The sequence below is a fragment of the Amycolatopsis kentuckyensis genome (assembly GCF_002155975.1).
Classification (GTDB): Bacteria; Actinomycetota; Actinomycetes; order Mycobacteriales; family Pseudonocardiaceae; genus Amycolatopsis; species Amycolatopsis kentuckyensis.
Genome location: NZ_MUMI01000318.1, coordinates 22779 through 47074 on the forward strand (window position 1 = coordinate 22779; position 24296 = coordinate 47074).

The window sequence follows — 24296 nt, forward strand, 5'->3', positions numbered from 1 at the left end:
CCGTCGAAGAATCATCGAAAGGCGTCGCCGGATTTTCGTGGGCCGGCTCCGCGCCACGCCGGAATCAGGTGGTGCGCCATCGCGAGGACCACGCCGGCGGCCACGCACACGCCTCGGTCCGGGGCCGGCCCGGGCGCGCCGAGGACCGCGCACCCGGCGCTGCCCGCGGCGAGCGTGACGGCTCGGCACACCACCGCCCACGACACCGTCTCCGCACCGAAACACCCGCACGGCACACCCGGCCGGCGCGTCCGCAGCACCGCTGTGTAGACCGCAAAAGCGCAGTACAACCCGGCTTGCGCGGCGGCGGGCAGGGCCGTGCTCGCCGGATCGGTGAGCAGGACCGCGAGCATCGCCGCGCCCACGAGGACCTCCGCGCCCGCGGCCGGCGCGGCCACCGAGGGCGGCAGCAGGCGGTGGCCGCGCAGCACCGCGCGGTGCTCGCGGTGGCGCACCGCGTGGGCCACGCCGGCGACGGTCAGGAGAATCGCGCCGAGCGCCGTCAGGACCGTCATTCCCGCGGACCAGAAGGTGTGCATCGGCCCACTGTAATAGTGGACAAAAACACCCTCCCCGATCGGAGCAATTCGGGAACCGTTGGAAAACGATCGTGGCCACCGCCGAATCCGTCGGCTACGCTCGCGGGTGCGATTCCGGGAATCGGAGGTCTCATGGGGGCACAACGGTTGCGATTGGTCGCGCCGGGCGGGGACCGGGTGACCGTGGGCCTGCCCGGCGCGGCCCCCGTTTCGCACGTCGTGGCCGGCGTCCGGTTCGTCGGCGGGTCGTACGGCACCGGGTTCCAGATCGGCCCGCGCGGCTACCACGACTTCGCGTGCACGTACGTCGCGCCGGCCGAAACCCGCGAGCGCCTCGTCGTGCACGGCCGGGAAGTGGTCGTCGCCGAGGCCCGCGACGGGCAGTCGTCCGTGGCCACCCTGCTCGGCGCCTACCACGAGCTGATGACCGTGTACGCCGGCCCGGCGCCCCGCCGCGACCGCGTGCTGGCCCTGTTCGGCTCGCTGCGGATCGAAGACCACGTCGACGGCATGACCGTCGTCCCCCGCGCGGAGACGCTGCTGGATCCGGCGAACGAGCACTTTGTGGTCGTGGTGAAGGACCACGGTTCGCTGTCGATCCCCGCGCCGCGCCAGGCCGCGGCCCTGCTGCCCCGGCACGCGGGCGCGCGCACGAAACACGGCGAGGTCTGGAAGTCCGGGTACGCCAGGAGTTCGTTCGTCCTCGGCTGCCCGGCCGGCCTGGCCGAGGTGCACCTCGCGGAGACACCGGCGAAGACCGAACGGGAACGGCTCGACTGGCTCGACGGGATCGACATCGCCTGGGACCGCCGATGACCCCGTCGACCGCCTTCGCCGTCCTCACCTGGGCGGCGATCATCGTGCTGTTCTTCGGGCTGGCGGCCGTCCTGCGCGAAGTCCGGCTGCTGCGCGGGACGGTCACCCGGACCACGGACGGGTTCGTGGCCGCCCCGCCCGATCTGGTGCTGGGCCCGCGGTTCGCGGGCCGGATCGTGGCGGCGGTCGACGCGGGCTGCCCGCTGTGCCTGACCGTGGTCGAGCGGCTGGCCGGGCTCGGCGCGGAGGCGACCCTGCTGACCCACGAACCCCCGGCGACGTGGGCGGAGCTCGCGCACGGCCTGCCGGTGGTCAGTGACCGCGAGGCGTGGCGTCTGGTCTCCCACCTTTCGCCGCCGGTGCTGATGCTGCTCGACGGCACCGGCCGCGTCCGCCGGATGCTGCTCCCGGTCCGGGCGTCCGAAGTGGACACCACACTGGCCGGCTGGGCCGGTCCGACGTCAGGAGGTGAAGCCGGTGACGCTGGAGTTGGCGCACATTCCCGACCTTGACCACCCCGGCCCCGATGCGGTGGCCACCCGAGCGGGCCGGAAGCTGAAGGCCCGCGGCACGCGCCGGACGTTCCTGCGCGCGGTGGCGCTCGGCGCGCTGACGATCGGCGCGACCGCGCTCGACTGGTCCGGCCTGTCCCGCGTCCGGAAGGCGAACGCCGAGTTCAGCCCGTACGGCATGCCGGGCTTCGACCGCAACGACTGCCGGGACGCCTATCCCACCGGCTACACCGAACTGGGCGACACCAGCGGCACGTACGTCAACACCTACGCCGCCTGCTTCGGCGGGTTCTGGCGGGGGAGCACCTACTGCGAAGCGGGCTGGCACAAGTACGGCACGTGGAACGAAGGCGGCATCCAGGTCGACCACCAGCCCGTGGCCAACACGTGCGGCCAGTTCGTGGGCAAGAACGCGTGGCGGTGGACGACGCCGGACCTGAAGGTCTACCGCTGCTCCGACGGCTTTTCCACCTTCTGGGGCGGCGGGTACACCGGCCAGACCTACCTGACGATCTGCCGCGCCGCCCTGTGACGGACGGGACCGTCCGGCGCCGGTGGCACCCGCTGACGCTCGCCGCCGGGCTCGTGCTCGCCGCGGCCGCGGTGACGATCGCGCTCCTGGCCGCGCCGGGCCGGCTGCTGCCCGGAGCGTGGCTCGTCCTGTGCGCGGCGGCCGGGTTCGCCACCAGCGGCTCCAGTTGAAGCCGGAACTCGGCCTTCGTGCTGAGCTCGCCGGTCTGGCGAGGCACTCCGACACTGGCGTTCTGCGCCGGGCTCGTCTGCGGCGGCGCCCTGACCGCGCTCGTCTCGCTCGTGGCCGGTTCCCTGCTGCGCGCGCCACTTCCGGCGGTCGCCCGCTGGGCCGTGGTGGCCGCCGTGCTGGGTGCGGTGCTGCTGCGGGAAACCGGGGTGTGGTCGTTCCGGCTGCCGGAAAACCGGCGGCTGGTGCCGGACACGGTGTTCCGGCTCGGCCGGCACCTCGGCCCGCTGCAGTTCGGCTTCGAAATGGGCACGGGCGCCCGCACGTACCTGCCCAGCGGCCTGCCGTACGTCGCCGCGATCGCCGTGGCCCTCACGGCTTCGCTGCCCGCGGCGCTGGCCGCGGGTATCGGGTTCGGGCTGGGCCGCGCGTTGATGACGACGGCGAACCTGCGCTACGACGGCGAAAGCGGCTGGGACGGCGAATGGCGGGCCCACGGCCGGGCACTGGGCGTCCTGACCGGGGCCGCCTTCGTCGTCCCGCTCGCCGCCATCGCCGTCACGGCGCTGTCTGGTACGCCCTGAGCACGGTCTGGGTGACCGCGTTGCCTTCCGTGTCCCGGGCGGTGATCCGCAGCGACACGAACCCCTCGCCGGCCGGGTTGTGCACCACCGCGAGGCCGCCGTTGCCGATGCGGGCGGCCGGCACGGGCTGCCACGTCGTGCCGTCGTCGGTGGACGTCTCGACGCGCAGGTCCGCCAGGCGGAGGTCGCCGGCGCCCGGCTGCCGCTGGGCGGTCAGCGCGAGCACGAACGGCTTCCCGGCCGGGGCCCGGCTCTGCTCGTCGACCGCGCCCTCGGCCCGGACCACCAGCAGCGGCAACGGTTTCGCCGGTGCCGCCGGGCCGGGCTCGCGGAACGTCCACCCGACGTCCACCGCGGTCCCCACCACCGACCACGGCACGCTGCGCGTGGCCACGGACCGCAGCGTGTAGGTGCCCGCCGCGTCCGGAATCGGCAGCGCCCCGATGGCCGGGCTCGCCGCGGTGGCCAATGTGACGCCGTCACGCGACAGCGTCGCCGTGCCGGTGAGGCCCCCGGGCGGCGTCGTGTACTGCTCCGGATCGCTGCCCGACACCAGCGGGATCGCGTACACCAGCTGGTTTCCGGCGCGGAGCACACCCCAGCCGTCCTGCGGTGCGCCGAAAGCGGGCCCGACCGGGGCGCGGTTCCAGCCGGCGCGCTGCGGCCCCGCCCGGTAGGTCCGGTACGAGTAATTGCTTTCCGCGTCGGTCAGCGGATCCGGGTACACCGCCAGGAGGTGCTGCCAGCTCACCCCGGTCGTGTAGTACTCGGTGCGCCGGCTCGGCAACGCCTGCGCGGCGACCTGGTACGTCCCGCTGTCGGCGCCCGGGAAGCCGAACGTGACGTCGTCGAGGCGCAGGCTCTCCGCCGGTTTCCCCTGGGTGTGGTACCGCGTGTCGACCACCGCGAGGTCCCGGTCGCGCACCCGGAAGACCGGATCGGCCGGCACGCGGCCGCGTTCCAGCAGCGCCAGCTGGTAGACGTACCCGTCCGGGTCCACGCCGGGTGGCCGGGCGGCCAGTGTCGCCCGGAAGTACAGCGCGTAGGTGTGGTCGGTGACCTCGCGGTCCGAGCCCACCGCGTACAGCTCGGTGCCCGGCTGGGCGATCCAGGCGAGCGTGTTCGTGCGGGTCCCGCCCGGATTCCCGGACACCAGGCCGAGTTCGCCGCCCTGCAGCCGCGCGTCCGGGCGGTCGACCACCGCACGCAGCGGTTTGCCCGCACGGGCGTCCAAGGTGACCGAGACAGCGCCGGTCACCGGCTGACCGGGCCGCGACAGCAGCGTCACGGCGGCCGGGCGGGTCTGGCCGGTCGGGTCTCCGGACACGTCGAGCGCGTTGAGGTCGTAGCGCCCCTTCGGCACCCGCACCACGGCCGTGCCGTCGGCGCGGAACGGCCGGACGCCGAACGCGGCTCCCGTCGCGGTGTCGACGAGCGTCGCGACACCGGCGGTGAACCGCCCGTCCCGGCCGATCAGCCGCACCGACACGTCGTAGCTTTCCGGCTCCAGGAAGGCGCCCAGCGCGGTCTGCACGGTGACCCCGGGCGCCGTCGCGGTCAGCCGGCCGCTGTACGGCCCGGCCGTGGCGGTGCCCGCCTGGAGGGTGACGCCGACGTCGGCGGCACCGTGCGCGGGGACGACCACGGACGGCACCGACGGCGTGAACAGCGGCGCCGTGGTGGTGAGGGCCAGGGACACGGCCGTGTCGCCGTCGTTGTGGTAGGTCACGGTTTTCGTGACGGGCCGGGCCCGCGGCCAGGCGACGAAGCCGTAGCCGAGGCTGCCGGTGGTGGCGGTGACCTGCTGGGTGACCGCGCGGGCGACGTCGACCCGGCCGGCCCCCTGCTCGGGGACGTCGGCGGTGGGCTTCGCGGTGCTCGTCAGCGTCGTCTTGAGCCGGCCGGCGAGCCAGTCCGGGTGCCGCTGGAGCAGCAGGGCCGCCGAGCCGGCGACGTGCGGCGCCGCCATCGACGTCCCGGACAGCCTGGCGTAGTGGTCGTCGACCGGCGCGGTGTCGCCGTCGCGCGTGCCCGCGGCCCGGGCCGAGACGATGCCCTCGCCGGGCGCGGCGAGGTCGGGCTTGACCGCGTGGTCGCCGAGCCGGGCACCGCGGTTGGAGAACGGGCTGGTGGTGTCCTGGGCCGACACGCTGCCGACCGCCAGCGCCGCATCCGCCGCGGCGGGCGCGACGACCGGGCCCGGTTCGGGCAGGTCGAGCGAGCGGTCGTTGCCCGCCGGGGCGACGAACAGGGTGCCGTGGCGGGCGGTCAGCGCGTTCACCGCCTGGGACACCGGATCCGTGCCGTCGGTCGCGTCGCCGCCGAGGCTCAGGTTGACCACGCGGACCTTCGGCGCGATCCACTCCAGGCCGGCGATCACCGCCGATTCCGGGCAGCCGTGGGCGACGCAGACCTTGCCGCTGATCAGCCGGGCGTCCGGCGCCACCCCGCGGTACCGGCCGGCGGAGGCGGCCCCGGTCCCGGCGATGATGCCGGCGACGTGCGTACCGTGCCCGACGTCGTCGCCCGCGTCCGGCCGGGTCCCGGTGAAGTCCCGGGCTTCCACCACCTTGCCGGCGAGATCCGGGTGATCGGCCTCGACCCCGGTGTCGAGCACGCCGACCGTGACACCGCGGCCCGTGTAGCCCGCCTGCCAGGCGGCCGGGCCGCCGATCTGCGGCACGCTGACGTCGAGGGCGGGGGTGGCCAGACCGTCCAGCCACACCTTGCCGACCCCGGCCCGCAGCGCGGACCCGGCGGTGAGCCAGGTCCAGAACTCCGTTCCGCGCCGCCGGTCCTGGCGCAGGGCGGTTCCGCGCACGCTCGGCAGGTCGCGAACGGCCGTGGTGGCGGGCGGTGGTGCGGCCGCGGGGGAGCCGGCCGGATAGGTGATGATCAGGGGGAGACTCCCCGCGGAGTCGGCGAGGTGCTGCCGCAGCAGCCCGGAAACGTCGAACAGCCGGGAATCGAGCTTGCCGGACGCCACCAGCGCCAGCGCGTCCGACGGCACCACGGTGATGTCGCCGGCCTTCGCGGGCGTGTGCGTTTCGCGGAAGAAACCGATCCGGTCGCGGCCCGGCCCCGGTTCGACCGTGACCGTGCTTTCCCCACGGGAATTCGGGAGCACCCGCACCCGGTCGCCGGTGATCAGCGTGACGGATTGGCCCGAATCGCGTGGCGCGACGAGCGCGGTGGACGGTTCCGCCGCCGCCGGAACGGGCAGCGACCAGCCCGCTACCACCACGGCTGCCAGCGCAAGCTGTCTTCGATGCATGTCGGGCCCCTCCGCCTGAGATCGTTTCCCCCGGATTTCGTCTCGGCAAAGGCGCGCAGGAAAAAAAGCCGCGCGGTCGCCGCGGTCACGTTAACACCGGCCCGGGCCGTCCGGGCAATACGTCATTTCCGTGAACCAACCGCCGACAATTGATCACCGGAATACTGACAGTGGCAAAATTCGGGACGCTATTCGGCTCGGCCGGTTCAGCGCAGGCGGGGCGGTGCGGTGCTGGCGCGGGCGGCCAGCTTCGGGGCGAGCAGCCGGGTTCCGGGCGCGGTGCCGTCGTCGAGCTGCCCGATGACCGTTTCGACGGCCAGTGCGCCGATCTCCCGCGCGGGAATCGCCAGGCAGGTCAGCTCGAGCAGGCTGTGCGCGGTCAGGCTGTCCGGGCAGACCGCGACCAGTGAGATGTCCTCGGGTACCCGCAGCCCCCGGTGGTGCAGGGCCGTCAGCACCGCGGGCAGCGCCGTTTCGTTGTGCACCACGAGACCGGTGACATCGGGGTGCCGGGCGAACAGCGCGTCCAGGCCGCGGAGCGTCCGCCAGTGGGTGTCGCCCCAGGCCAGCGTCGTCGAGCGGATGCCGCGGCGGGTCGCTTCCGCCGTGAAGCCCTGCGCGAGCCGGGTCGCGGAGCTGCTGCCGCGCCGGTAGGTCGCGGGTGTCGAGCCGATCAGGGCGACGTGCTCGTGCCCGAGGCCGGCGAGGTGGCCGAGGCAGAGCGCGCCCGCCGCGGCGAAGTCGAGGTCGAGGCAGCCGAGCCCGCGCGGCCGGTCCGGCACGCCGATCAGCACCGCCGGCCGGCCCAGCCCGAGCAGCACCGGCACGCGCGCGTCCGCCGCTTCGACGTCCATCACCACGACACCGTCGGCGACCGACGAGGACACCGCGCGGCGCAGCGCAGCCGGGCCGTCTTCGGCGGTGAGCAGGAGCAGGGCGTGGTCACGGGCGCCGGCCGCGGCGATCGCGGCGGCCACGAACTCCCGCACGACGACGTCGTGGGCGCCGGCGCGCAGCGGCACGACCAGGGCCAGGACGTTCGTCCGGTGGCCGGCCGGGAGCCGGGCCCCGGCGTACCGGTGGTGTCCGCGCTTGCGCATGGCGTTCTCGATTGCCCCCAGGAGACGGCGACCCCCGTCACTCTTCGTCGAACCGCGTCGACGATATTCGAACGTAGAGTACTCATCGGGGATGTGCAAGCAGCTCCTGGCTGGTCCGAACGGCATTCACCGGGACAGGTGATGATCGAACCGATTCGATCATTCCCCCTCGTTCAGCAGCCCGGCGAGGACGTCGGGCCGTTCCAGGGCGATGAAGTGGCCCGCTCCCGGCACCTCCGTGAACCCGGCGCCGGGCAGCAGGTCCCGGTTGGCCCGGCGATCCGACGGCCGGGACCAGTCCCGCTCGCCGTAGACGAAGTGGACGGGCGCCTTGACTTCGGGGTAGCGCGAGCGGGCCGCGACGAGGCTCGGCAGGTTCCGGTGGATCCCGCGGGTCACGGCGGGGTAGCCGGGCCGGCGGCCCACCTGGAGGAGTTCGTCCAGGTAGTCCTCGCGCAGGGCGCTCTTGTCGCCGAGTCCGCCCCGCAGGATCGCGCGGAGCGCGGCCTTGGGCTCCACCCCGGCGAGCACCGGGCCCACCCCGGGCGCGCGGACGCCGGTGACCACCGCGCGGGCGAGCAGGCCGGACCGCGCGATGCCGCCGCGGAAGTCGTAGGGGTTCACCGCGACGACGCGCCGGACCCGGTCCGGCAGTTCGGCGGCGGTGGTCAGCGCGAGCACCGCGCCCATGGACTCGCCCAGCAGCGTCACGTCGTCGAGGTCGAGTTCGGTGAGCAGCCGTTCCACGCCCGCGCGCAACGCGGGTTCTTCGTAGGACGCACCGGGCACGATCTCGGAGTGGCCCATTCCCGGCAGGTCGGGGGCGTACACGGTGAACCGGTCCGCGACCAGGGGGACGAGGGCGCGGAAGTGCTCGGCCTGCGTGCGCACGGTGTGCAGCAGGACCAGGGGAGCGCCGGTGCCCGCCTCGAGGTACCGCAACGCTCCCTCGTGGCTTCCTCGCGCGGCGAGGACGTGGCCGGTCGCCCCGGGGACGTGGATCGTGGGACGGGGTTCCGCATCGGGCATCGCGCCGGCTTCCTCTCGGGGGACGATCGGAAACCGATCGGTTTACGGTGTCCGTTCCGAGGAGGCCCGATGACGCACGACGCCGGAGGAAACCCGGTGCTGCCGGCGAAACTGGCTGCGCACCCGTCGGTGCGGGCGGTGCTTTCCCGGCCCCGGCCCGCCGATTCGCCGGCGGTGCTCGACGCGGCCTGGCTGCGCGAGCTGTGCCTGGCGGCCGGTGCGGACGACGTCGCCGCGGTGCGCCTGGAGCACCCCGACCTGGCCGGGGAACGCGAGTACGTGCTGGGCGCGCTGCCCGGCACCCGCACCCTGATCGCGATGGCGTTCCGGATGAACCGCGACAACTGCCGCTCCCCGGCCCGCAGCGTGGCCAACCAGGAGTTCCACCAGACCGACGAACAGGCCAACCACACCGCCCGGGATGTGGTCCGGGCGCTGCAGGACGCCGGCCACCACGCGATCAACCCGTCGGTCGGCTTCCCCCAGGAGATGGACCGCTTCGGCACGGACCGGATCTGGGTGGTGGCGCACAAGACGGTCGCGGTCGCCGCCGGGCTCGGGGTGATGGGCCTGCACCGCAACGTCATCCACCCGAAGTTCGGCAGCTTCGTGCTGCTGGCCACCGTGCTGGTGGACGCGGAGGTGAGCGAATACGGGCAGGCCCTGGACTACAACCCCTGCATCGACTGCAAGCTGTGCGTCACCGCCTGCCCGGTCGGGGCCATCGCCAAGGACGGGGCGTTCGACGGCCTGGCCTGCACCACGCACAACTACCGCGAGTTCATGAGCGGGTTCACCGACTGGGCGCAGACCGTGGCCGACAGCGAGGACGCGGCCGACTACCGCGCCCGCGTCTCCGCGGCCGAAAGCGCCTCGATGTGGCAGAGCCTGAGTTCGCCGCCGGGCTACAAGTCGGGCTACTGCCTGGCCGTCTGCCCCGCGGGCGAGGACGTCCTGGGGCCGTACCTGGAGGACCGCAAGGGGTTCTTGCAGACGGTGCTGCGGCCGCTGCAGGACAAGCGGGAGACGCTGTACGTCCTGCCGGGTTCCCGCGCGCAGGAGCACGCCCGGCGCCGCTTCCCCCACAAGCCGGTCAAGGAGGTCACCGGCGGCTGGGCGCCGCCGGAGTGACGGGGGTCAGCGCAGGCCCGCCGCGTCGAGCAGGGCGGTCACGGTCGGGACGAGGAGCCCCTTCAGGTCGTCGACACCGATGCCGGCCCGGGCGCCGGCGCCGTCGAAGACCACGAGGAGCTGCCGGGCCAGCAGGTCCGGATCGGCGGCCCCGCCCTCTTCGGCCTGCCGGCGGAAGAAGCCCAGCAGGTTCCGCTTGATCCGCCGCGCGACCCGGCTCGCGGGGTGGCGCTGGTCCTTGAGCTCGATCTGCGCGGCCAGGTACCGGCAGCCGTGGAAACCGGGGGTCCGGGCCTGGGCTTCCAGCTGTGCGAAGACGTGCATGATCCGCTCGCGGGGCCCGCGGTCGTCGTCGGCCGGGGGGAGCAGGCCGGCCACGAAGGCGGCCGCGCCTGCCTTCAGGCTGGCGGCGAGGAGTTCGTCCTTGCTTTCGAACAGCTGGTAGAGGGACCGCTTCGACACGCCGGCGGCCTTGCACAGCGCCTCGACCCCGATGCCGACCCCGTCCCGGTAGGTGAGCGTGGCCGCGGCTTCGAGCAGCCGCTCGCGGGAGGTCGGTTTCGCGTCGGCGGTCATGTCGTGAGGTTAGCCCGGTTCGTGCGGGAATGACACCGATCGGTTTATCCGCGACATCGTGATCAAGAAGCGCTACGCTCGAGCCGCCACTGGTTCGCCCGCACGCGAAGGCGCGCGCGGGGGAGGCAACAGGGAACCCGGTGCGAATCCGGGACTGCCCCGCAGCGGTATGTGGGAACGAAAGCCGTCACCACGCGAGTGGTCAAGCACTGGACACGCAGTCCGGGAAGCGACGGCCGGTAGACCTGAGCTCGGCGCCCACGAGTCCGAAGACCTGCCCGTGGTGCGCGCGCCGACGGCGTGCGTGAGTCCGGGCCTCGCGGGATGGGCACGACCGAAACGCGGCTCCTCCGCGTGCTCGGACTCGGTGGAACGAGCTCGCGAGGAGAGAGCTGTGACCGAGATCGGCACCACGGTGCTGGGCTACCCCCGGATCGGCCCGGACCGGGAACTCAAGCGTGCCCTGGAACGCTACTGGGCGCACCGGATCGACCAGGACACGCTGCTGGAGACCGGCCGTGACCTGCGGGAACGGACCTGGCGCACCCTGGCGGCGGCCGGGCTGGACTCCGTCCCGTCCAACACGTTTTCGCACTACGACCACGTCCTCGACACCGCGGCGCTGTTCGGCGCCCTGCCGGAGAGGTTCACCGGGCCGTCGCCGCTGGACACGTACTTCGCCGCCGCGCGTGGTGCCCAGGACGCTCCGGCGCTGGAGATGACGAAGTGGTTCGACACGAACTACCACTACCTCGTCCCGGAGCTCGGCCCGGACACGACGTTCACCCTGGCCGGGACCAAACCGGTCGACGAATACCGGGAGGCGAAAGCGCTCGGCATCGAGACCCGGCCGGTGCTGGTCGGGCCGGTGACGTTCCTGCTGCTGGCCAAGTCCACGACCGCGGGCTTCCGGCCGCTCGACCTGCTCGACACCCTGCTGCCGCGGTACGCCGACCTGCTGCGCCGGCTGCACGCCGCGGGCGCCGGGTGGGTGCAGCTCGACGAGCCCGCCTTCGCCGCCGATCGGACCGAGGCCGAGCTGAACGCCCTGATCCGCGCCTACCACTGGCTCGGCAAGGAGACCGGCCGGCCGAAGCTCCTGGTCACCGGCTCCTTCGGGCACCTCGGGCGCGGGTTGGGCGTGCTGGCCCGCTCGCCGATCGAGGCACTGGCCGTCGACCTGGTCAGTGACGAGTCCTTTGTGGACGCGGTGGCGACCGAACCGGCGTTGCGGGACAAGGAGGTCCTGGCCGGGGTGGTCGACGGCCGCAACGTCTGGCGCACCGATCCGGACCGCGCGCTCGGCCGGGCCGCCACGCTGCTCGGCGTGGCGAAATCGGTCAGCGTGACGACGTCGTGTTCGCTGCTGCACGTGCCCTACGACGTCGGGCGCGAGCGCGGGCTGCCGCCGCGGCTGGCGGGCTGGCTCGCCTTCGCCCGGCAGAAGGTCGACGAAGTCGTGCTGCTCGGCCGGGCGCTGCGCGGCGAGGACGTCGACCTTTCCGGTGCGCGGCAGGCGATCGCGGACCGGGCGGCGGCGGCCGGGCAGGTCCGCGCCCGCCCCGGAACGCCGGACACGACCGTCCGCCCGCCGTATGCCGAGCGCGTGAAGGCGCAGCAGGCGGCGCTCGGGCTGCCGCCGCTGCCGACCACGACGATCGGGTCGTTCCCGCAGACCACCGGCGTCCGCACGGCCCGCGCCGCGCACCAGGCGGGCACGCTCGACGACGCCGCCTACGAGGCCGCGATGCGCGCCGAGATCGAGCGCGTGGTGCGGCTGCAGGAGGAGCTCGGCCTCGACGTGCTGGTGCACGGTGAACCCGAGCGCAACGACATGGTGCAGTACTTCGCCGAGCGGCTGGCCGGGTTCGCCGCGACCGGGCACGGCTGGGTGCAGTCCTACGGCTCGCGCTGCGTCCGCCCGCCGATCCTCCACGGCGACGTCTCGCGCCCGGCCCCGATGACGGTGCCCTGGACCCGCTACGCCCAGAGCCTGACGGCCAAGCCGGTCAAGGGCATGCTGACCGGCCCGGTGACGATCCTCGCGTGGTCGTTCGTCCGCGACGACCAGCCCCTCGCCGACACCGCGCGGCAGGTCGCGCTCGCCGTCCGCGAGGAGGTCCGCGACCTCGAAGCGGCGGGCATCCGGATCGTCCAGGTCGACGAACCGGCACTGCGCGAGCTGCTGCCGCTGCGCCGGTCCGGCCACGACGACTACCTGCGCTGGGCGGTGTCGGCGTTCCGGCTGGCGACCTCGGGGGCCGGCGCGGCGACCCAGATCCACACCCACCTGTGCTACTCCGAGTTCGCCGAGGTCCTGCCCGCCATCGACGCCCTCGACGCCGACGTCACCAGCATCGAAGCGGCCCGCTCCAAGATGGCGGTGGTGGCCGGCCTGGCGGGGTTCGGCCGCGGCGTGGGGCCGGGTGTGTACGACATCCACTCCCCGCGCGTCCCGGACGCGGGGGAGATCGGCACGCTGGTGCGCACCGCCCTCGCCGCGGTGCCCGCCGGCCGGTTGTGGGTCAACCCGGACTGCGGGCTGAAGACCCGCGGCTACGGCGAGGTCGAGCCGGCGCTGCGAAACCTGGTCGCGGCCGTGCGCGAGGTCCGGGCGGGGCTCGCGTGAGGGGCAAGCCGACGTCGGCGTCCCGGCTGACGCTGTCGCAGATCATGGACGACCACGACACGAACCTCATGGGCACCGTGCACGGCGGCGTGCTGATGAAGCTGGCCGACTCGCTGGCCGGGGTGGTTTCGGCCCGGCACTCCGAAGGCGCGTCGGTGACCGCGTCGGTCGACGAGATGGTGTTCCGGGTGCCGGTCCGCGTCGGGGACGTGCTGCACCTGCACGCCCAGGTCAACTGGGCCGGGTCGACGTCGATGGAGATCGGCGTGCGCGCCACGGCCGACCGCTGGGACCGGTCGGTGCCCCCGGTCCACGTGGCCTCGGCCTACCTGGTGCTGGTCGCGGTCGACGAGGACGGCCGCCCGCGGCTGGTGCCCCCGGTCGTGCCGGAAACCGATGAGGACCGCCGCCGCTACGCCGAAGCGGGGATCCGCCGGACGCATCGGCTGGCCCGGCGAGCCGCCATCACGGCGTCGCGCACGGTGGCCTGAAATCCCTGGTGTGCGGGGGCTTCCTCGCACACCAGGGCCGGGCGCGCCGGCGCCTCCACCCGCCCCGGCCGCGAAGTGCGCCTTGCCGCTGACCGACACCGGCCAGGCCGCGGCGAACGCCGGTGGTGGGCCCGGATCAAGGCCGCGTGGTCCGGCACCTCACGTGGTGCGGAGTCCCGCTTCGGCGAAGGCGAGGACGGTGTCGACGAGGTCGGCCAGCTCGCTCGTCGCCGACCGCGCCCGGCCCTCGCGGGTCACGTAGATCTCGCGCAGGCCGGCGACCACGGTGACGGCGGCGAGCCGGGGGAGCAGGGCGTCGGCCGGGACGCCGAGGTCTTCGCCGATGCCCGCGGCGATCAGGAGTTCGAGGTCGCGGTAGCCGGCCCGGGCGCGGCCGCGGAGGTCGTCGTCGGCCATGAGGAGGTCGGCGCGCAGGGCGCGGCGCCGCCAGATGTGCGCGGGGTCCACGCCGGACTCGCGGTCGTGCTCGTCGAGCTCGCGCATGGTCGCGTGCATCCAGCCGCGGACCGCGTCGAGGGTGCTCTCCGGCTGCCGGCCGCTCAGCCGCGCCCGGAGGGACTCCGGGGTGAACGGGTCGTCGGCGAACAGCAGGTCGTCCTTGGCCGGGAAGTGCAGCGTGACCGTGCGGGTCGCGACGTCGGCGCGCGCGGCGATCTGCGCGATCGTCGTCTCGCGGTAGCCCTGGCTCGCGAAGAGGTCCAGGGCCGCGTCCTGGATGCGGGCCCGGGTCTGGGCCTTCTTGCGCTCACGCCGGCCGTCACTCGCGATCATGGACCTGACCTTACCATTCGATGTAATAATGCAGTCCATGCTACTGTTAGCTTGTGATGTAGAAAAGGAGGCATGTCGTGACGAAGAGCTGGTTCATCACCGGGACGTCCAAGGGCTTCGGCCGCGAGTGGACCGAAGCGGCACTCGCCCGCGGCGACCGGGTCGCCGCCACCGCGCGGGACGTGGAAAGCCTGCAACCGCTCGTCGACCGGTACGGCGACGCCGTGCTGCCGTTGCGGCTGGACGTCACGGACCGTGCCGCCGCCGTCGACGCGGTACGGCGGGCGGCGGCCGCGTTCGGTGCGCTGGACGTGCTGGTCAACAACGCCGGCTACGGGCACTTCGGGATGGTCGAGGAACTGACCGAGGAGGAGGTCCGGGCGGAGCTCGAGACGAACTTCTTCGGCACGCTCTGGCTGACCCAGGCGGCCCTGCCGATCATGCGCCGCCAGGGGCACGGCCGGATCATCCAGGTCACCAGCGAAGGCGGCGTCCGGGCGTTCCCGGGCATCGGCGCCTACCACGCGTCGAAGTGGGCCGTGGAGGGACTTTCGGACTCCCTGCGGCAGGAGGTCGCGGCATTCGGGATCGACGTGATCTGCCTGGAGCCGGGCCCGTACCGGACGGACTTCGGCGGCGGCAGCGTCCGCCGGAGCGACCCGGACCCGGCCTACGACGCCGTTCGCGAAGCGACGCGGATCGAGTGGGACCTCGGCGACCCCCGGGCGACCCGCGAGCCGATGCTGGAGCTGGCGGACACGGCGAACCCGCCGCACCGGATGTTCTTCGGCAAGTCGTTCGCGGCGGTCGAAGCCGAGTACCGGGACCGGCTCGACGGGTGGCGCGAGTGGGAGCCCCTCGCGCTGGCCGCGTTCGGCTGAGCGGACGGCCCCTCGCCGCGAACGACGAGGGGCCGTCGGGGGGAAATCAGGCGAGAGCCGCGTCCATGGTGATCGTCGTGCCCGCGAGGGCCTTCGACACCGGGCAGGTCTTCTCCGCCGTCTCGGCGTACTCCGCGAACTGCTCCGCCGTCACGCCCGGGATCGACGCCCGCAGGGTGATCGCGATGCCGCTGATCTCGAAACCGCCGCCGGCCGCCGGGCCGAGCGTGACCTCCGCGCTCACGTCGATCGAGTCCGCCGTGAGCTTGTTGGACTCCAGCACGCCCGACAGGTTCATCGCCAGGCAGGACGAGTGCGCCGCCGCGATGAGCTCCTCGGGGCTCGTCTGGCCGTCCGGGTTGCCCGCGCGGGTCGGGAACGAGACCGCGAACGTGCCGGCGTTGGACGAGTCCAGGCTGACCTCGCCCTTCCCGCTGTTCAGTCCGCCGACCCAGTGGGTGGTGGCGTCACGGCTGGGCATAAAGCCTCCTCAGTGTTCGGATGAGTACGCGGTGGCCGACGCCGTCAGCCGCCGCAGGGTCGCCATCAGTACCCGCCGCTCGTCGTCCTCGAGCCCCAGTGCGCAGCCGATCGCCGAGGGGACACCGGCGGCGCGCGTGCGCACCGCCCGGCCCTGCTCGGTCAGGCTGACCACCACCGTGCGTTCGTCCGCGGGCAGTCGTGCCCGCGTCACCAGCCCGTTGGCCTCGAGCCGCTTCAGCAGCGGGGAAAGCGTGCCGTAGTCCAGGCGCAGTGCCTCGCCGATCTCCTTGACCGGCCGGGCATCGGACTCCCACAGCACCAGCAGCACCAGGTACTGCGGGTAGGTGAGGTCCAGCTCGCCGAGCAGGGGACGGTACGCGTCCGTCACGGCTCGGGACGCCGCGTAGAGCGCGAAGCAGGTTTGCTCGTCAAGGAGGAACTCGTCCGGCACACCACAAACCTAGCCCACGATTACATCGTGCACAAGGTAAAAACTGTCGGACCCCTCTGGCAGAGTGCTCCGCATGACCGAACGACCCCAGCGCCCGGAGATCCCGCTCACCGGCGGCGAGCGCGAGATCCTCACCGGCCAGCTCGACCGCCTGCGCGCCACCGTCGCGTGGAAGGCCGGCGGGCTCACCGCCGAGCAGGCCCACCGGGTGCACCTGCCGAGCGAGCTGACCACCGTCGCCGGCCTGGTTCCGCACCTCACGCTCAACGAGTGGTTCTGGTTCGGCGTGGTCGTCGACGGCGAAGAGGACACCTGGGAGGAGAAGCTCGAGCAGGATCCGGACGCCGAGTTCCGGGTCCCGCCGGACGCCGAGGTCGGAACTTTGCTGGCCGACTACGCGAAGCAGTGCGAACGCAGCCGGGAGATCGTCGCGAAGCGCGGGCTCGACGATCAGGTGACCTACAAGGACGAGACGTTCAACGTCCGCTGGGTCCTCACGCACATGATCGAGGAGACCGCGCGGCACGCCGGCCACCTCGACGTGCTGCGCGAGCTCACCGACGGTCTCACCGGGGAGTGACCTTCTTCGGTGGCAGCGGGAAGAAGCCGCTGGTGCGTTCGACGTAGTGCGCGTACGCCGGGCGCGTGCGCGCCATTCCCTTCTCCAGCAGGGGTTTCCCCGTCCCGCGGGCCAGGGTGAACGTCATCGCGACGGGGGAGAGGATGGTCGCCGCGCCCGGCCACGTCGAACAGGCCAGCAGGTAGAGGCCCCACCACACGCACGCGTCGCCGAAGTAGTTCGGGTGCCGCGTGTAGCGCCACAGCCCGGTGTCCAGCACGCGGCCGCGGTTGCCCGGGTCGGCCTTGAACCGGCGGAGCTGGTCGTCGCCGATCGTCTCGAACGCGAAGCCGACCAGCCACACCACGATCCCGAGCCAGCCGAGGACGCCGATCCCGGTGCCGTCCACGGCGAACTGCACCGGCAGCGACACGAAGTACAGCACCACGGCCTGGAACAGGTACACGCGCAGGAACATCTTCAGCGGTCCATGCCCCATCCGCGCGTACCGCGGGTCCTCCGGCAGCTTGTGGTTGCGCAGGTGCAGGTGCACCGAAAGCCGCACCCCCCAGACCACCGTCAGGAGGACCACCACGAGCCGCAGCGAAAGGGGCCCGTCGCCGAACGGGAAGGCGGCGGCCGCGACGATCGCGAACCCGAGCCCCCAGAACGTGTCGATCGTGTCGTACCGCCGGCGCGCCCGCGCGATCCCGAAGGTCACGGTCACCGCCACGAGCGTGACGGCGGCCGTGACGAGCAGCTGCGGCATCGTCACCACTCCCGCGTCGCGGGCAGCCCGCTCCGGCCGTGCCGGTCGGGCCGCACGGCCAGGATCTGGTCCACACCCATCCGGTTCTCCTCGAACGCCAGCGCCCCGCCCACCAGGTACAGCCGCCAGACCCGCGCGCCCGTCTCGCCGATGAGCGCGACGACGTCGGCCCAGTTCTCCTCCAGGGTGGCGGCCCAGGCCCGGACCGTCCAGACGTAGTGCTCGCGCAGCGCGTGCACGTCCCGCACCTCGAGGCCCGCGGTCTCCAGGTGGTCGACGGTCCGCCCGACCGGCCGCATGGTCATGTCGGGCGCGATGTACCGCTCGATGAACGCGCCGCCGCCGGGGGCGACGGCCCCGCGGGACATCTGCTGGAGCAGCACGCGCCCGCCCGGCTTCACCATCCGGTGCAGCGTCGCCGCGTACGCCGGGTAGTTGACCTCGCCGACGTGCTCGCCCATCTCGATCGACGCGACCGCGTCGAACGGCGCGTCCGGCAGCTCCCGGTAGTCCTGGCGGCGCACCTCGACGCGGTCGGCCAGGTCGTGCTGGGCGAGCCGGCCGCGGATGTGCTGCAGCTGCTCGGCCGAGAGCGTGATGCCGACGGCCTCGACGCCGTGGTGCTTGGCCGCGTGGACGAGCAGCGAGCCCCAGCCGCAGCCGACGTCCAGCAGCCGCATGCCGGGCCGCAGCCCCAGCTTGCGGCAGATCAGCTCCAGCTTGTCGTGCTGCGCCTGTTCGAGGCTCTGCGACTCCGAGGTGAAGTACGCGCACGAATACGCCATCGACTCGTCCATCAGCAGCTGGTAGAAGGCGTTGCTCAGGTCGTAGTGGTGGGCGATGGCGGAGCGGTCGCGCAGCAGGCTGTGCAGCTTCCCGGACAGCCGGGCCTCCTCGGCGGGCGGCTTCGGCGGCAGCCCGGCGACGCCGAGCCGCGCGGCCAGCCGGACGGCCTCCGCCCATTCGCGCGGCCCGAGCTTGACCCGGTCGAGCTCCCCCGAGCGGGTCAGGGCCCAGATCCGGCGGAAGCCGTCCGCCAGGTCTCCTTCGACGTCGAGGTCGCCGGTGACGTAGGCGCGGGCGAGCCCCAGCTCGCCGGGCGCGTACAGCAGGCGGCGCAGGGCACGGCGGTTGCGGAGCACGACCGTGGGTGCATCTTTTGGGCCGGCGCGGGTGCCGTCCCAGGTCCGCAGGCCCACGGGGAGCGGGCCGCCGAGGAGTTTCGCGGCGAACGAGGCGAGGTGGTGCGCGGTGGTGTGCGGCATGCCCGGGATTCGCTCAGCCCACCCCGGTGGATTGGTCGCCCGGNNCCGCGGTCCGGCGAACTCGATCGCGGCGGTCGGCCTTGCCGGGGGCGTGGGTGGCTGGTGCTGCCGCGATGTGCGGGCCGCGGCTGAGCGCCCGCGGACCGGCCTGCTCCCGGCCAGGGTTGGCCGCCCGCCCCGGTGATCCGGCCGGTCCGTGGTCCGCCGAAGCCGACCGCGGCGGTCGCCCGCTGCCGGCCGCCGAGGGTGGCTTGCGGCTGCCGCGACCGGCGGCTCGGAGCCGTGGCGGAGCACGCCAGGGGATTCGCTCTCCCCGCCCCGGTGGATTGGTCGCCACCCCCGGCAATCCGGCCGGGCCGCGGTCCCGAAGGACCGATGTGGAGATCACGGGAGAACGCATCGGCGTCATCGGTAGCGGGGTGGCCGGGCTGACCGCGGCATACCTGCTGCAACGCAAGTACGAAGTACTGCTGTTCGAGGCCGACGACCGCCTGGGCGGGCACGCGCACACGCACGACGTGCCGAGCACCCACGGCGGCACCGTCGGCGTGGACTCCGGCTTCATCGTCCACAACGAGCGCACCTACCCGACCCTGCTGAAGCTGTTCGGCGAGCTGGGGGTGGCCACGCGCGACACCGAGATGTCGATGAGCATCCGCTGCGACGGCTGCGGCCTCCAGTACGCCGGCGCCAAGGGCGTGGCCGGCCTGTTCGCCCAGCGCGGCAACGCCGTCCGCGGCCGCTACCTGCGGATGCTGGCCGAGGTGAAGCGGTTCCACCGGCACGCCAAGCGGCTCCTGGCGGCGAAGGACGCCGGCGACGTCACCCTCGGCGCGTTCCTCGCCATCGGCGGCTACACCCGCTACTTCGTCGACCACTTCATGCTGCCGCTGGTGTCCACGGTGTGGTCGGCCGACCGCGCCGACACGCTGCGGTACCCGGCGCGGTACCTGTTCGAGTTCCTCCGCAACCACGGCATGCTCTCGGTGCAGAACTCGCCGGCCTGGCGGACCGTCGTGGGCGGCTCCCGCGCCTACGTCGACCTCGCGGCGAAGCAGCTCACCGCCGTCCACCTGTCGACGCCGGTGCGGTCGGTGCTGCGGACCGCCGGCGGCGTCGAGATCCGCGACGACGCCGACACGCCGCACCGGGTCGACAAGGTCGTCGTCGCCACGCACGCCGACCAGGCCCTGGCCCTGCTGGCCAACCCGACCGCCGCCGAGCGCGAGGTGCTCGGCGCGTTCCGGTACTCCGAGAACGAGGCCTGGCTGCACACCGACACGAGCGTGCTGCCTTCGCTGGCCGACGCGCGGGCCGGGTGGAACTACCGCGCGCCCGCCTGCGGCGCGCCCACCGGCGCGGTCCAGGTCAGCTATGACATGAACCGCCTGATGCGGCTCGACGAGCCGACCGGCTACGTCGTCACGCTCAACCCCGGCGACGGCCCCGGCCCGGAGCACGTCGTCGCGCGGATGCGGTACGAGCACCCGGTCTACACGCCGGAATCCGTTGCCGCGCAACGCCGGCTGCCCGACCTCAACGACGGCGTGCTCGCCTACGCGGGCGCCTACCACGGGTGGGGCTTCCACGAGGACGGCTGTTCCTCGGGAGCCCGCGCCGCGGAAAGCCTGGGGGTGGCCTGGTGACGAACGCGCTGTACGACGCCACGGTCGCGCACGTGCGGCGGATCGACCCGCCGCACGCCTTCGCCCACCGCGTGTACCTGTGGCGCGTCGACCTGGACGACCTCCCGCGGCTGCCGTGGTGGCTGCGGCCGTTCGCCGGGTTCGACCGCCGCGACCACTTCGTCGCGGGCGATCCGCGCGGCATCCGGGAAAAGCTGGACGCCTGGCTCGCCGAGCGCGGGGTCGACCTGCGCGGCGGCCGGGTCGTGATGCTCGCCGCCGCGCGGGTGCTCGGGTACGTGTTCAACCCGATCAGCGTCTACTGGTGCCACGACCCGGACGGCCGGCTGGTGTGCGTGGTCGCCGAGGTGCACAACACCTACGGCGGCCGCCACGCCTACCTGCTGCACCCCGACGAGGCCGGGCGCGCCCGCGCGGCCAAGGAGTTCTACGTCTCGCCGTTCCAGGAGATGGACGGCGAATACCGGATGCGCCTGCCGCGCCCGGAGGCGCTGCTCGACCTCACCGTGGCGTTGCGCCGCGGGACGGCCACGCCACTGGTCGCTACGCTGCGGGGAGTTCGCCGCCCGGTGAACCCGCGGTGGCTGGCCCGGCTGGTCCTGGCCCGGCCGCTGCTCCCGCAGCGGGTGTCCGCGCTGATCCGCCGCCACGGCGTCACGCTGTGGCTGCGGAAGGCCGCGGTCGTGCCGCGCACCCCGCAGAACGCCGGAGGACAGCTGCATGGATGAGCCGGCTCGCCGGCGCCGGATGGCGCCCGTGCCTTCGGAAGTCCCGGCCGGTCCGACGGCGGAAGAGCTCATGGTGCGCGTCGCCAAGGGCGACGAGCGGGCCTTCGAGCTGCTCTACGACCAGCTCGCGGGGCCGATCTACGGGCTCGTCCGGCGGATCGTGCGCGACGCGGCCCAGTCCGAAGAAGTCGCCCAGGAAGTCCTCGTCGAGCTGTGGCGCACCGCGACGCGGTACGCGCCGGACAAGGGCTCGGCGCTGAACTGGGCGATGACGCTGGCGCACCGCCGCGCCGTCGACCGCGTCCGCTCGGCGCGCGCGAGCACCGAACGCGAGCAGAAGGCGACTTTCGAGGCCGCCCGCGGCCGCCCGTTCGACGAGGTCGCCGAGTCCGTCACCGCGCGGCTCGAACGCTCCCAGGTGCGCCGGTGCCTGTCCTTCCTGACCGATCTGCAGCGCGAGTCCGTGCTGCTCGCCTACTACCAGGGCTATACGTATCGCGAGGTGGCCGAAGTGCTGTCGACGCCGCAGGGAACCATCAAGACGCGGCTGCGGGACGGGTTGATCCGCCTGCGGGACTGCCTGGGGGTGACCGCTTGAGCACGCCGGAGATGCACACCCTGGCCGGCGCCTTCGCGCTCGACGCCGTCAACGACGTCGAACGCGCGGAGTTCGCCCGCCACCTCGAGCAGTGCGACTCGTGCACGCAGGAGGTCGCCGAGCTGCGCGCGACGGCGGCCCGGCTGGGCGCGGCGATGGCCGAGGAGCCACCGCCGTACTTCAAGGACCGCGTCATGACCGCCATGCACGCCACCCGCCAGCTGCCGCCGCGGACCCGGTCCGGCTCGCCCGACCGGCACCGCCGCTCGGCGCGCGCCCCGCGCTGGGCGGTCGTCGTGGCGGCCGCGGCCGCCGTCGTCGGCCTCGCCGCGGGCGGGGTGTTCGGCGGGATCGCGCTGACCCAGCGCCAGGAGCTGCAGACCGCGCAGAGCCGTCTCGACCAGGCGAAACAGCAGTTCGCGCCGGTGGCGGCGCTGCTCGCGGCCCCGGACGCCAAGACCGCGCACGGCGAGGCGCCCACCGGCGGCGGGGTCACCGTCGTCCTGTCGCGATCGCTGAACCGGGTGATGGTGATGGACGCGGGCCTGCCGCCGCAGCCGGGCGGGAAGGTCTACGAAGCCTGGCTGATCACCGGCGCCGACGCGCCGCGCTCGGCCGGGGTGATCGCGGCCGCGGACCAGGGCGGCCTGGTCGTCGCCGACGGCGTGGGCAGCGCCGACAAGGTCGCGGTGAGCGTCGAACCGCCCGGTGGATCGGCCACCGGAGCGCCCACGGAAGTCCTCATGAGCATGCCCGCGCCCGCCTGATCCGGCGCCATACCAGATCGGGCCGAAGGGGTGCTCGCGGCCCGGCGCTCTTGCGCGCTCGAACGTGTTGTGGCAAAACACCTTTGCGACACACGGCGTGCCTACTGGATTAGAGCCTGCCTGGTGCCTACCGTCCTGCCTAACGTCGGCGGTTGACATAACTCTCGATCTGGGGTTGAGGTTGAGGGTTTGCTCACCGGCGGCGGGCTGTACGGGCACAACGATCAGGAAGGCGGACTTCGATGACGCCCCCGCACAACTACCTTGCGGTGATCAAGGTGGTCGGCATCGGCGGTGGCGGCGTGAACGCCGTGAACCGCATGATCGAGGTCGGCCTCAAAGGTGTCGAGTTCATCGCGGTGAACACCGACGCACAGGCACTGCTCATGTCCGACGCCGACGTCAAGCTGGACATCGGCCGCGAGCTGACCCGTGGCCTCGGCGCGGGTGCCGCCCCCGAGGTCGGCCAGAAGGCCGCCGAAGACCACCGCGAAGAGATCGAAGAGGTCATCAAGGGCGCCGACATGGTGTTCGTGACCGCCGGTGAAGGCGGCGGCACCGGCACCGGTGGCGCGCCCGTCGTGGCGCAGATCGCCCGCAAGCTGGGCGCGCTGACCATCGGCGTGGTGACGCGCCCGTTCACCTTCGAGGGCAAGCGCCGCGGCAAGCAGGCCGAGGACGGTATCCAGCAGCTGCGCAACGAGTGCGACACGCTGATCGTGATCCCGAACGACCGGCTGCTGCAGCTCGGCGACATCGGCGTCTCGCTGATGGACGCGTTCCGCTCGGCGGACGAGGTGCTGCTCTCCGGTGTCCAGGGCATCACCGACCTGATCACCACCCCGGGCCTGATCAACCTCGACTTCGCCGACGTCAAGAGCGTCATGTCCGGCGCGGGCTCCGCGCTGATGGGCATCGGCTCGGCGCGCGGCGAGGGCCGGGCGATCCAGGCCGCGGAGAAGGCGATCAACTCGCCGCTGCTGGAAGCCTCGATGGACGGCGCCCACGGTGCGCTCCTGTCCATCGCGGGCGGCTCCGACCTGGGCCTGTTCGAGATCAACGAGGCCGCGTCGCTGGTCCAGGAGTCCGCGCACCCGGACGCCAACATCATCTTCGGCACGATCATCGACGACTCCCTCGGCGACGAGGTCCGCGTCACGGTGATCGCCGCCGGCTTCGACGCCGGCGCGCCGACGCACAAGAAGCTGGACCCGTCGACCTTCGGCTCCGGCTCGCGCGCGTCGTCGACCACGGCTTCGGCCTCGGCGGGGCAGGTCTCGAACCCGCCCACGCCGCCGTCGGGCGCCACGCCGGTGCCGTCCGCGGGCAGCTCCGGCTACCCGGTGGCGCCGCCGCGGTCGCACTCGCCGCTGCCCTCGGCCACCGGCAACCAGCCGTCCGGCGGGCTCCCGCAGCCCGGCGGCGGCTCGCGCGGCTACTCGCCGCTCGGCTCCAACGCGACCCAGGGCAGCCTGCCCGGCCGCGCGATGCCGGTGCACGACGACCCGTCGGACGACGAGGTCGACGTCCCGCCGTTCATGCGGCGCTAGCCACCACCTCTGAAGGCCGTCACCCGCGAACTAGAGTCGGGGGTGATGGCCTTCATTCACGTCCAGGAGGATTCGTGCGGGTTCGGCGAGTGGTCACGACCAGGGCGGGCGGCGCGTCACGGCCGCCCTACGACACCTTCAACCTGGGTGACCACGTCGGCGACGACGAGGGCAACGTCTTCGCCAACCGCAAGCGGCTGGCGAGCGAGCTGGGCCTGGCCGAGGACAAGCTGGCCTGGATGGAGCAGGTCCACGGCCGCACGGCGACCCTCGTCGACGGCACGGAAACCGCGGCGGCGGAGGCAACCGACGCCCTGGTGACGGCGACTCCGGGTGTCGCGCTCGTGGTGCTGGTCGCCGACTGCGTCCCGGTCCTGCTGGCCGACGCCGAAGCCGGGGTGGTCTCGGCGGTGCACGCCGGCCGGG

Annotated in this window: 26 protein-coding genes and 1 riboswitch; of the genes, 16 read left to right on the plus strand and 10 right to left on the minus strand. The window is 73.2% G+C overall.

Going from position 1 to position 24296, the window contains the following annotated elements; translation table 11 throughout:
• Positions 1 to 11 precede the first annotated feature (11 nt).
• Positions 12 to 539: a MauE/DoxX family redox-associated membrane protein gene (locus CCN39_RS28925; RefSeq protein ID WP_086847234.1), complete on the minus strand. Its 528-nt coding sequence runs from the start codon at positions 537 to 539 to the stop codon at positions 12 to 14.
• A 132-nt stretch (positions 540 to 671) separates the two neighbouring features.
• Between CCN39_RS28925 and CCN39_RS28930 the strand changes: the two genes are divergently transcribed.
• The 5 genes from CCN39_RS28930 to CCN39_RS28945 are packed head-to-tail and all read left to right on the plus strand — an operon-like array spanning position 672 to position 3151.
• A complete protein-coding gene (locus CCN39_RS28930) occupies positions 672 to 1355 on the plus strand; it encodes a hypothetical protein (protein WP_086847236.1) in 684 nt (227 codons plus the stop codon).
• Positions 1352 to 1867, plus strand: a complete 516-nt coding sequence (locus tag CCN39_RS28935) for a hypothetical protein (RefSeq protein ID WP_086847238.1) — start codon at positions 1352 to 1354, stop codon at positions 1865 to 1867. The genes CCN39_RS28930 and CCN39_RS28935 overlap by 4 nt, the downstream gene beginning before the upstream one ends.
• Positions 1833 to 2399: a hypothetical protein gene (locus tag CCN39_RS28940; RefSeq protein WP_086847240.1), complete on the plus strand. Its 567-nt coding sequence runs from the start codon at positions 1833 to 1835 to the stop codon at positions 2397 to 2399. The genes CCN39_RS28935 and CCN39_RS28940 overlap by 35 nt, the downstream gene beginning before the upstream one ends.
• Positions 2396 to 2569: a hypothetical protein gene (locus CCN39_RS50805; protein ID WP_167455207.1), complete on the plus strand. Its 174-nt coding sequence runs from the start codon at positions 2396 to 2398 to the stop codon at positions 2567 to 2569. Before CCN39_RS28940 ends, CCN39_RS50805 begins: the two co-directional genes overlap by 4 nt.
• Positions 2570 to 2587: 18 nt before the next feature.
• Positions 2588 to 3151, plus strand: coding sequence for a hypothetical protein (locus CCN39_RS28945; protein ID WP_086847242.1), 564 nt, complete (start codon positions 2588 to 2590; stop codon positions 3149 to 3151).
• On the opposite strand, the gene CCN39_RS28950 is transcribed toward CCN39_RS28945, so the two are convergent.
• The 3 genes from CCN39_RS28950 to CCN39_RS28960 all read right to left on the minus strand — a co-directional run bounded on the left by CCN39_RS28950 (position 3126) and on the right by CCN39_RS28960 (position 8554).
• A complete protein-coding gene (locus CCN39_RS28950; protein WP_086847244.1) occupies positions 3126 to 6425 on the minus strand; it encodes a S8 family peptidase in 3300 nt (1099 codons plus the stop codon). The genes CCN39_RS28945 and CCN39_RS28950 overlap by 26 nt on opposite strands.
• Positions 6426 to 6631: 206 nt before the next feature.
• Entirely contained in the window at positions 6632 to 7525 is an 894-nt protein-coding gene (locus tag CCN39_RS28955) for a LacI family DNA-binding transcriptional regulator (protein WP_086847246.1), read from the minus strand.
• Positions 7526 to 7684: 159 nt separating this feature from the next.
• Positions 7685 to 8554: an alpha/beta fold hydrolase gene (locus tag CCN39_RS28960; protein ID WP_086847248.1), complete on the minus strand. Its 870-nt coding sequence runs from the start codon at positions 8552 to 8554 to the stop codon at positions 7685 to 7687.
• Between the two features lie 69 nt (positions 8555 to 8623).
• Here CCN39_RS28960 and CCN39_RS51965 point away from each other — a divergent pair, with 69 nt between their 5' ends.
• Positions 8624 to 9685, plus strand: coding sequence for a 4Fe-4S binding protein (locus tag CCN39_RS51965; RefSeq protein WP_167455208.1), 1062 nt, complete (start codon positions 8624 to 8626; stop codon positions 9683 to 9685).
• Between the two features lie 6 nt (positions 9686 to 9691).
• Here the strand turns inward: CCN39_RS51965 and CCN39_RS28970 are convergent, their stop codons facing one another.
• Positions 9692 to 10261 (minus strand): TetR/AcrR family transcriptional regulator, encoded by a 570-nt coding sequence (locus CCN39_RS28970; RefSeq protein WP_086847250.1) that lies wholly within the window; start codon positions 10259 to 10261, stop codon positions 9692 to 9694.
• 73 nt (positions 10262 to 10334) lie between these two features.
• Positions 10335 to 10557: riboswitch (cobalamin riboswitch) on the plus strand.
• Between the two features lie 98 nt (positions 10558 to 10655).
• Between CCN39_RS28970 and metE the strand changes: the two genes are divergently transcribed.
• Together metE and CCN39_RS28980 are read left to right on the plus strand one after the other, a co-directional pair.
• The gene (metE, locus tag CCN39_RS28975) at positions 10656 to 12890 is read left to right on the plus strand and encodes a 5-methyltetrahydropteroyltriglutamate--homocysteine S-methyltransferase (protein ID WP_086847252.1); all 2235 of its coding nucleotides are present in this window, start codon (positions 10656 to 10658) and stop codon (positions 12888 to 12890) included.
• Positions 12887 to 13381, plus strand: coding sequence for an acyl-CoA thioesterase (locus CCN39_RS28980; RefSeq protein ID WP_244211049.1), 495 nt, complete (start codon positions 12887 to 12889; stop codon positions 13379 to 13381). The genes metE and CCN39_RS28980 overlap by 4 nt, the downstream gene beginning before the upstream one ends.
• 159 nt (positions 13382 to 13540) lie before the next feature.
• Here CCN39_RS28980 and CCN39_RS28985 read toward each other — a convergent pair whose 3' ends face one another.
• Complete coding sequence (locus CCN39_RS28985; RefSeq protein WP_086847254.1) at positions 13541 to 14173, minus strand: TetR/AcrR family transcriptional regulator; 633 nt, start codon at positions 14171 to 14173, stop codon at positions 13541 to 13543.
• Between the two features lie 77 nt (positions 14174 to 14250).
• On the opposite strand from CCN39_RS28985, the gene CCN39_RS28990 reads away from it, so the two are divergent.
• Positions 14251 to 15054 carry an SDR family NAD(P)-dependent oxidoreductase gene (locus CCN39_RS28990; RefSeq protein ID WP_086847256.1) on the plus strand — a complete coding sequence of 268 codons (804 nt, stop codon included), beginning with the start codon at positions 14251 to 14253 and terminating at the stop codon, positions 15052 to 15054.
• Between the two features lie 46 nt (positions 15055 to 15100).
• On the opposite strand, the gene CCN39_RS28995 is transcribed toward CCN39_RS28990, so the two are convergent.
• Positions 15101 to 15535: an OsmC family peroxiredoxin gene (locus tag CCN39_RS28995; protein WP_086847258.1), complete on the minus strand. Its 435-nt coding sequence runs from the start codon at positions 15533 to 15535 to the stop codon at positions 15101 to 15103.
• A gap of 9 nt (positions 15536 to 15544) precedes the next feature.
• Positions 15545 to 15988 (minus strand): MarR family winged helix-turn-helix transcriptional regulator, encoded by a 444-nt coding sequence (locus CCN39_RS29000; RefSeq protein WP_086847260.1) that lies wholly within the window; start codon positions 15986 to 15988, stop codon positions 15545 to 15547.
• 73 nt (positions 15989 to 16061) lie between these two features.
• Here CCN39_RS29000 and CCN39_RS29005 point away from each other — a divergent pair, with 73 nt between their 5' ends.
• Positions 16062 to 16568 (plus strand): DinB family protein, encoded by a 507-nt coding sequence (locus CCN39_RS29005; RefSeq protein WP_086847262.1) that lies wholly within the window; start codon positions 16062 to 16064, stop codon positions 16566 to 16568.
• On the opposite strand, the gene CCN39_RS29010 is transcribed toward CCN39_RS29005, so the two are convergent.
• On the minus strand, positions 16555 to 17316 hold the full coding sequence (locus CCN39_RS29010; RefSeq protein WP_208630425.1) for a DUF1295 domain-containing protein: 762 nt from the start codon (positions 17314 to 17316) through the stop codon (positions 16555 to 16557). The two genes, CCN39_RS29005 and CCN39_RS29010, sit on opposite strands and share 14 nt — an antisense overlap.
• Positions 17317 to 17318: 2 nt before the next feature.
• Positions 17319 to 18581 (minus strand): class I SAM-dependent methyltransferase, encoded by a 1263-nt coding sequence (locus CCN39_RS29015; protein WP_086847264.1) that lies wholly within the window; start codon positions 18579 to 18581, stop codon positions 17319 to 17321.
• Positions 18582 to 18958: 377 nt separating this feature from the next.
• Between CCN39_RS29015 and CCN39_RS29020 the strand changes: the two genes are divergently transcribed.
• From CCN39_RS29020 to CCN39_RS29045, 6 genes are all read left to right on the plus strand, one after another.
• Positions 18959 to 20227 (plus strand): NAD(P)/FAD-dependent oxidoreductase, encoded by a 1269-nt coding sequence (locus CCN39_RS29020; protein ID WP_086847266.1) that lies wholly within the window; start codon positions 18959 to 18961, stop codon positions 20225 to 20227.
• Complete coding sequence (locus tag CCN39_RS29025; RefSeq protein ID WP_086847289.1) at positions 20221 to 20955, plus strand: DUF1365 domain-containing protein; 735 nt, start codon at positions 20221 to 20223, stop codon at positions 20953 to 20955. The genes CCN39_RS29020 and CCN39_RS29025 overlap by 7 nt, the downstream gene beginning before the upstream one ends.
• Positions 20948 to 21553 (plus strand): ECF RNA polymerase sigma factor SigK, encoded by a 606-nt coding sequence (sigK, locus tag CCN39_RS29030; RefSeq protein ID WP_143264195.1) that lies wholly within the window; start codon positions 20948 to 20950, stop codon positions 21551 to 21553. The genes CCN39_RS29025 and sigK overlap by 8 nt, the downstream gene beginning before the upstream one ends.
• Positions 21550 to 22320, plus strand: coding sequence for an anti-sigma factor (locus CCN39_RS29035; protein WP_244211050.1), 771 nt, complete (start codon positions 21550 to 21552; stop codon positions 22318 to 22320). Before sigK ends, CCN39_RS29035 begins: the two co-directional genes overlap by 4 nt.
• A 242-nt stretch (positions 22321 to 22562) precedes the next feature.
• Positions 22563 to 23870: a cell division protein FtsZ gene (ftsZ, locus tag CCN39_RS29040; RefSeq protein ID WP_086847272.1), complete on the plus strand. Its 1308-nt coding sequence runs from the start codon at positions 22563 to 22565 to the stop codon at positions 23868 to 23870.
• A gap of 74 nt (positions 23871 to 23944) precedes the next feature.
• On the plus strand, positions 23945 to 24296 hold a 352-nt coding region (locus CCN39_RS29045; RefSeq protein ID WP_208630426.1), incomplete at its 3' end, for a purine nucleoside phosphorylase YfiH/LACC1 family protein.

Excerpts from the sequence above, each read along its gene's own strand:
- CCN39_RS29005 (WP_086847262.1), top strand. The coding sequence starts at position 16,062 with ATGACCGAACGACCCCAGCGCCCGGAGATCCCGCTCACCGGCGGCGAG.
- CCN39_RS29015 (WP_086847264.1), bottom strand. The coding sequence starts at position 18,581 with ATGCCGCACACCACCGCGCACCACCTCGCCTCGTTCGCCGCGAAACTC.
- CCN39_RS51965 (WP_167455208.1), top strand. The coding sequence starts at position 8,624 with ATGACGCACGACGCCGGAGGAAACCCGGTGCTGCCGGCGAAACTGGCT.
- CCN39_RS28985 (WP_086847254.1), bottom strand. The coding sequence starts at position 14,173 with ATGATCGCGAGTGACGGCCGGCGTGAGCGCAAGAAGGCCCAGACCCGG.
- CCN39_RS28960 (WP_086847248.1), bottom strand. The coding sequence starts at position 8,554 with ATGCCCGATGCGGAACCCCGTCCCACGATCCACGTCCCCGGGGCGACC.
- CCN39_RS28930 (WP_086847236.1), top strand. The coding sequence starts at position 672 with ATGGGGGCACAACGGTTGCGATTGGTCGCGCCGGGCGGGGACCGGGTG.
- sigK (WP_143264195.1), top strand. The coding sequence starts at position 20,948 with ATGGATGAGCCGGCTCGCCGGCGCCGGATGGCGCCCGTGCCTTCGGAA.
- CCN39_RS28955 (WP_086847246.1), bottom strand. The coding sequence starts at position 7,525 with ATGCGCAAGCGCGGACACCACCGGTACGCCGGGGCCCGGCTCCCGGCC.
- ftsZ (WP_086847272.1), top strand. The coding sequence starts at position 22,563 with ATGACGCCCCCGCACAACTACCTTGCGGTGATCAAGGTGGTCGGCATC.
- CCN39_RS29010 (WP_208630425.1), bottom strand. The coding sequence starts at position 17,316 with ATGCCGCAGCTGCTCGTCACGGCCGCCGTCACGCTCGTGGCGGTGACC.
- CCN39_RS28995 (WP_086847258.1), bottom strand. The coding sequence starts at position 15,535 with ATGCCCAGCCGTGACGCCACCACCCACTGGGTCGGCGGACTGAACAGC.
- CCN39_RS28935 (WP_086847238.1), top strand. The coding sequence starts at position 1,352 with ATGACCCCGTCGACCGCCTTCGCCGTCCTCACCTGGGCGGCGATCATC.
- CCN39_RS28950 (WP_086847244.1), bottom strand. The coding sequence starts at position 6,425 with ATGCATCGAAGACAGCTTGCGCTGGCAGCCGTGGTGGTAGCGGGCTGG.
- CCN39_RS28925 (WP_086847234.1), bottom strand. The coding sequence starts at position 539 with ATGCACACCTTCTGGTCCGCGGGAATGACGGTCCTGACGGCGCTCGGC.
- CCN39_RS28970 (WP_086847250.1), bottom strand. The coding sequence starts at position 10,261 with ATGACCGCCGACGCGAAACCGACCTCCCGCGAGCGGCTGCTCGAAGCC.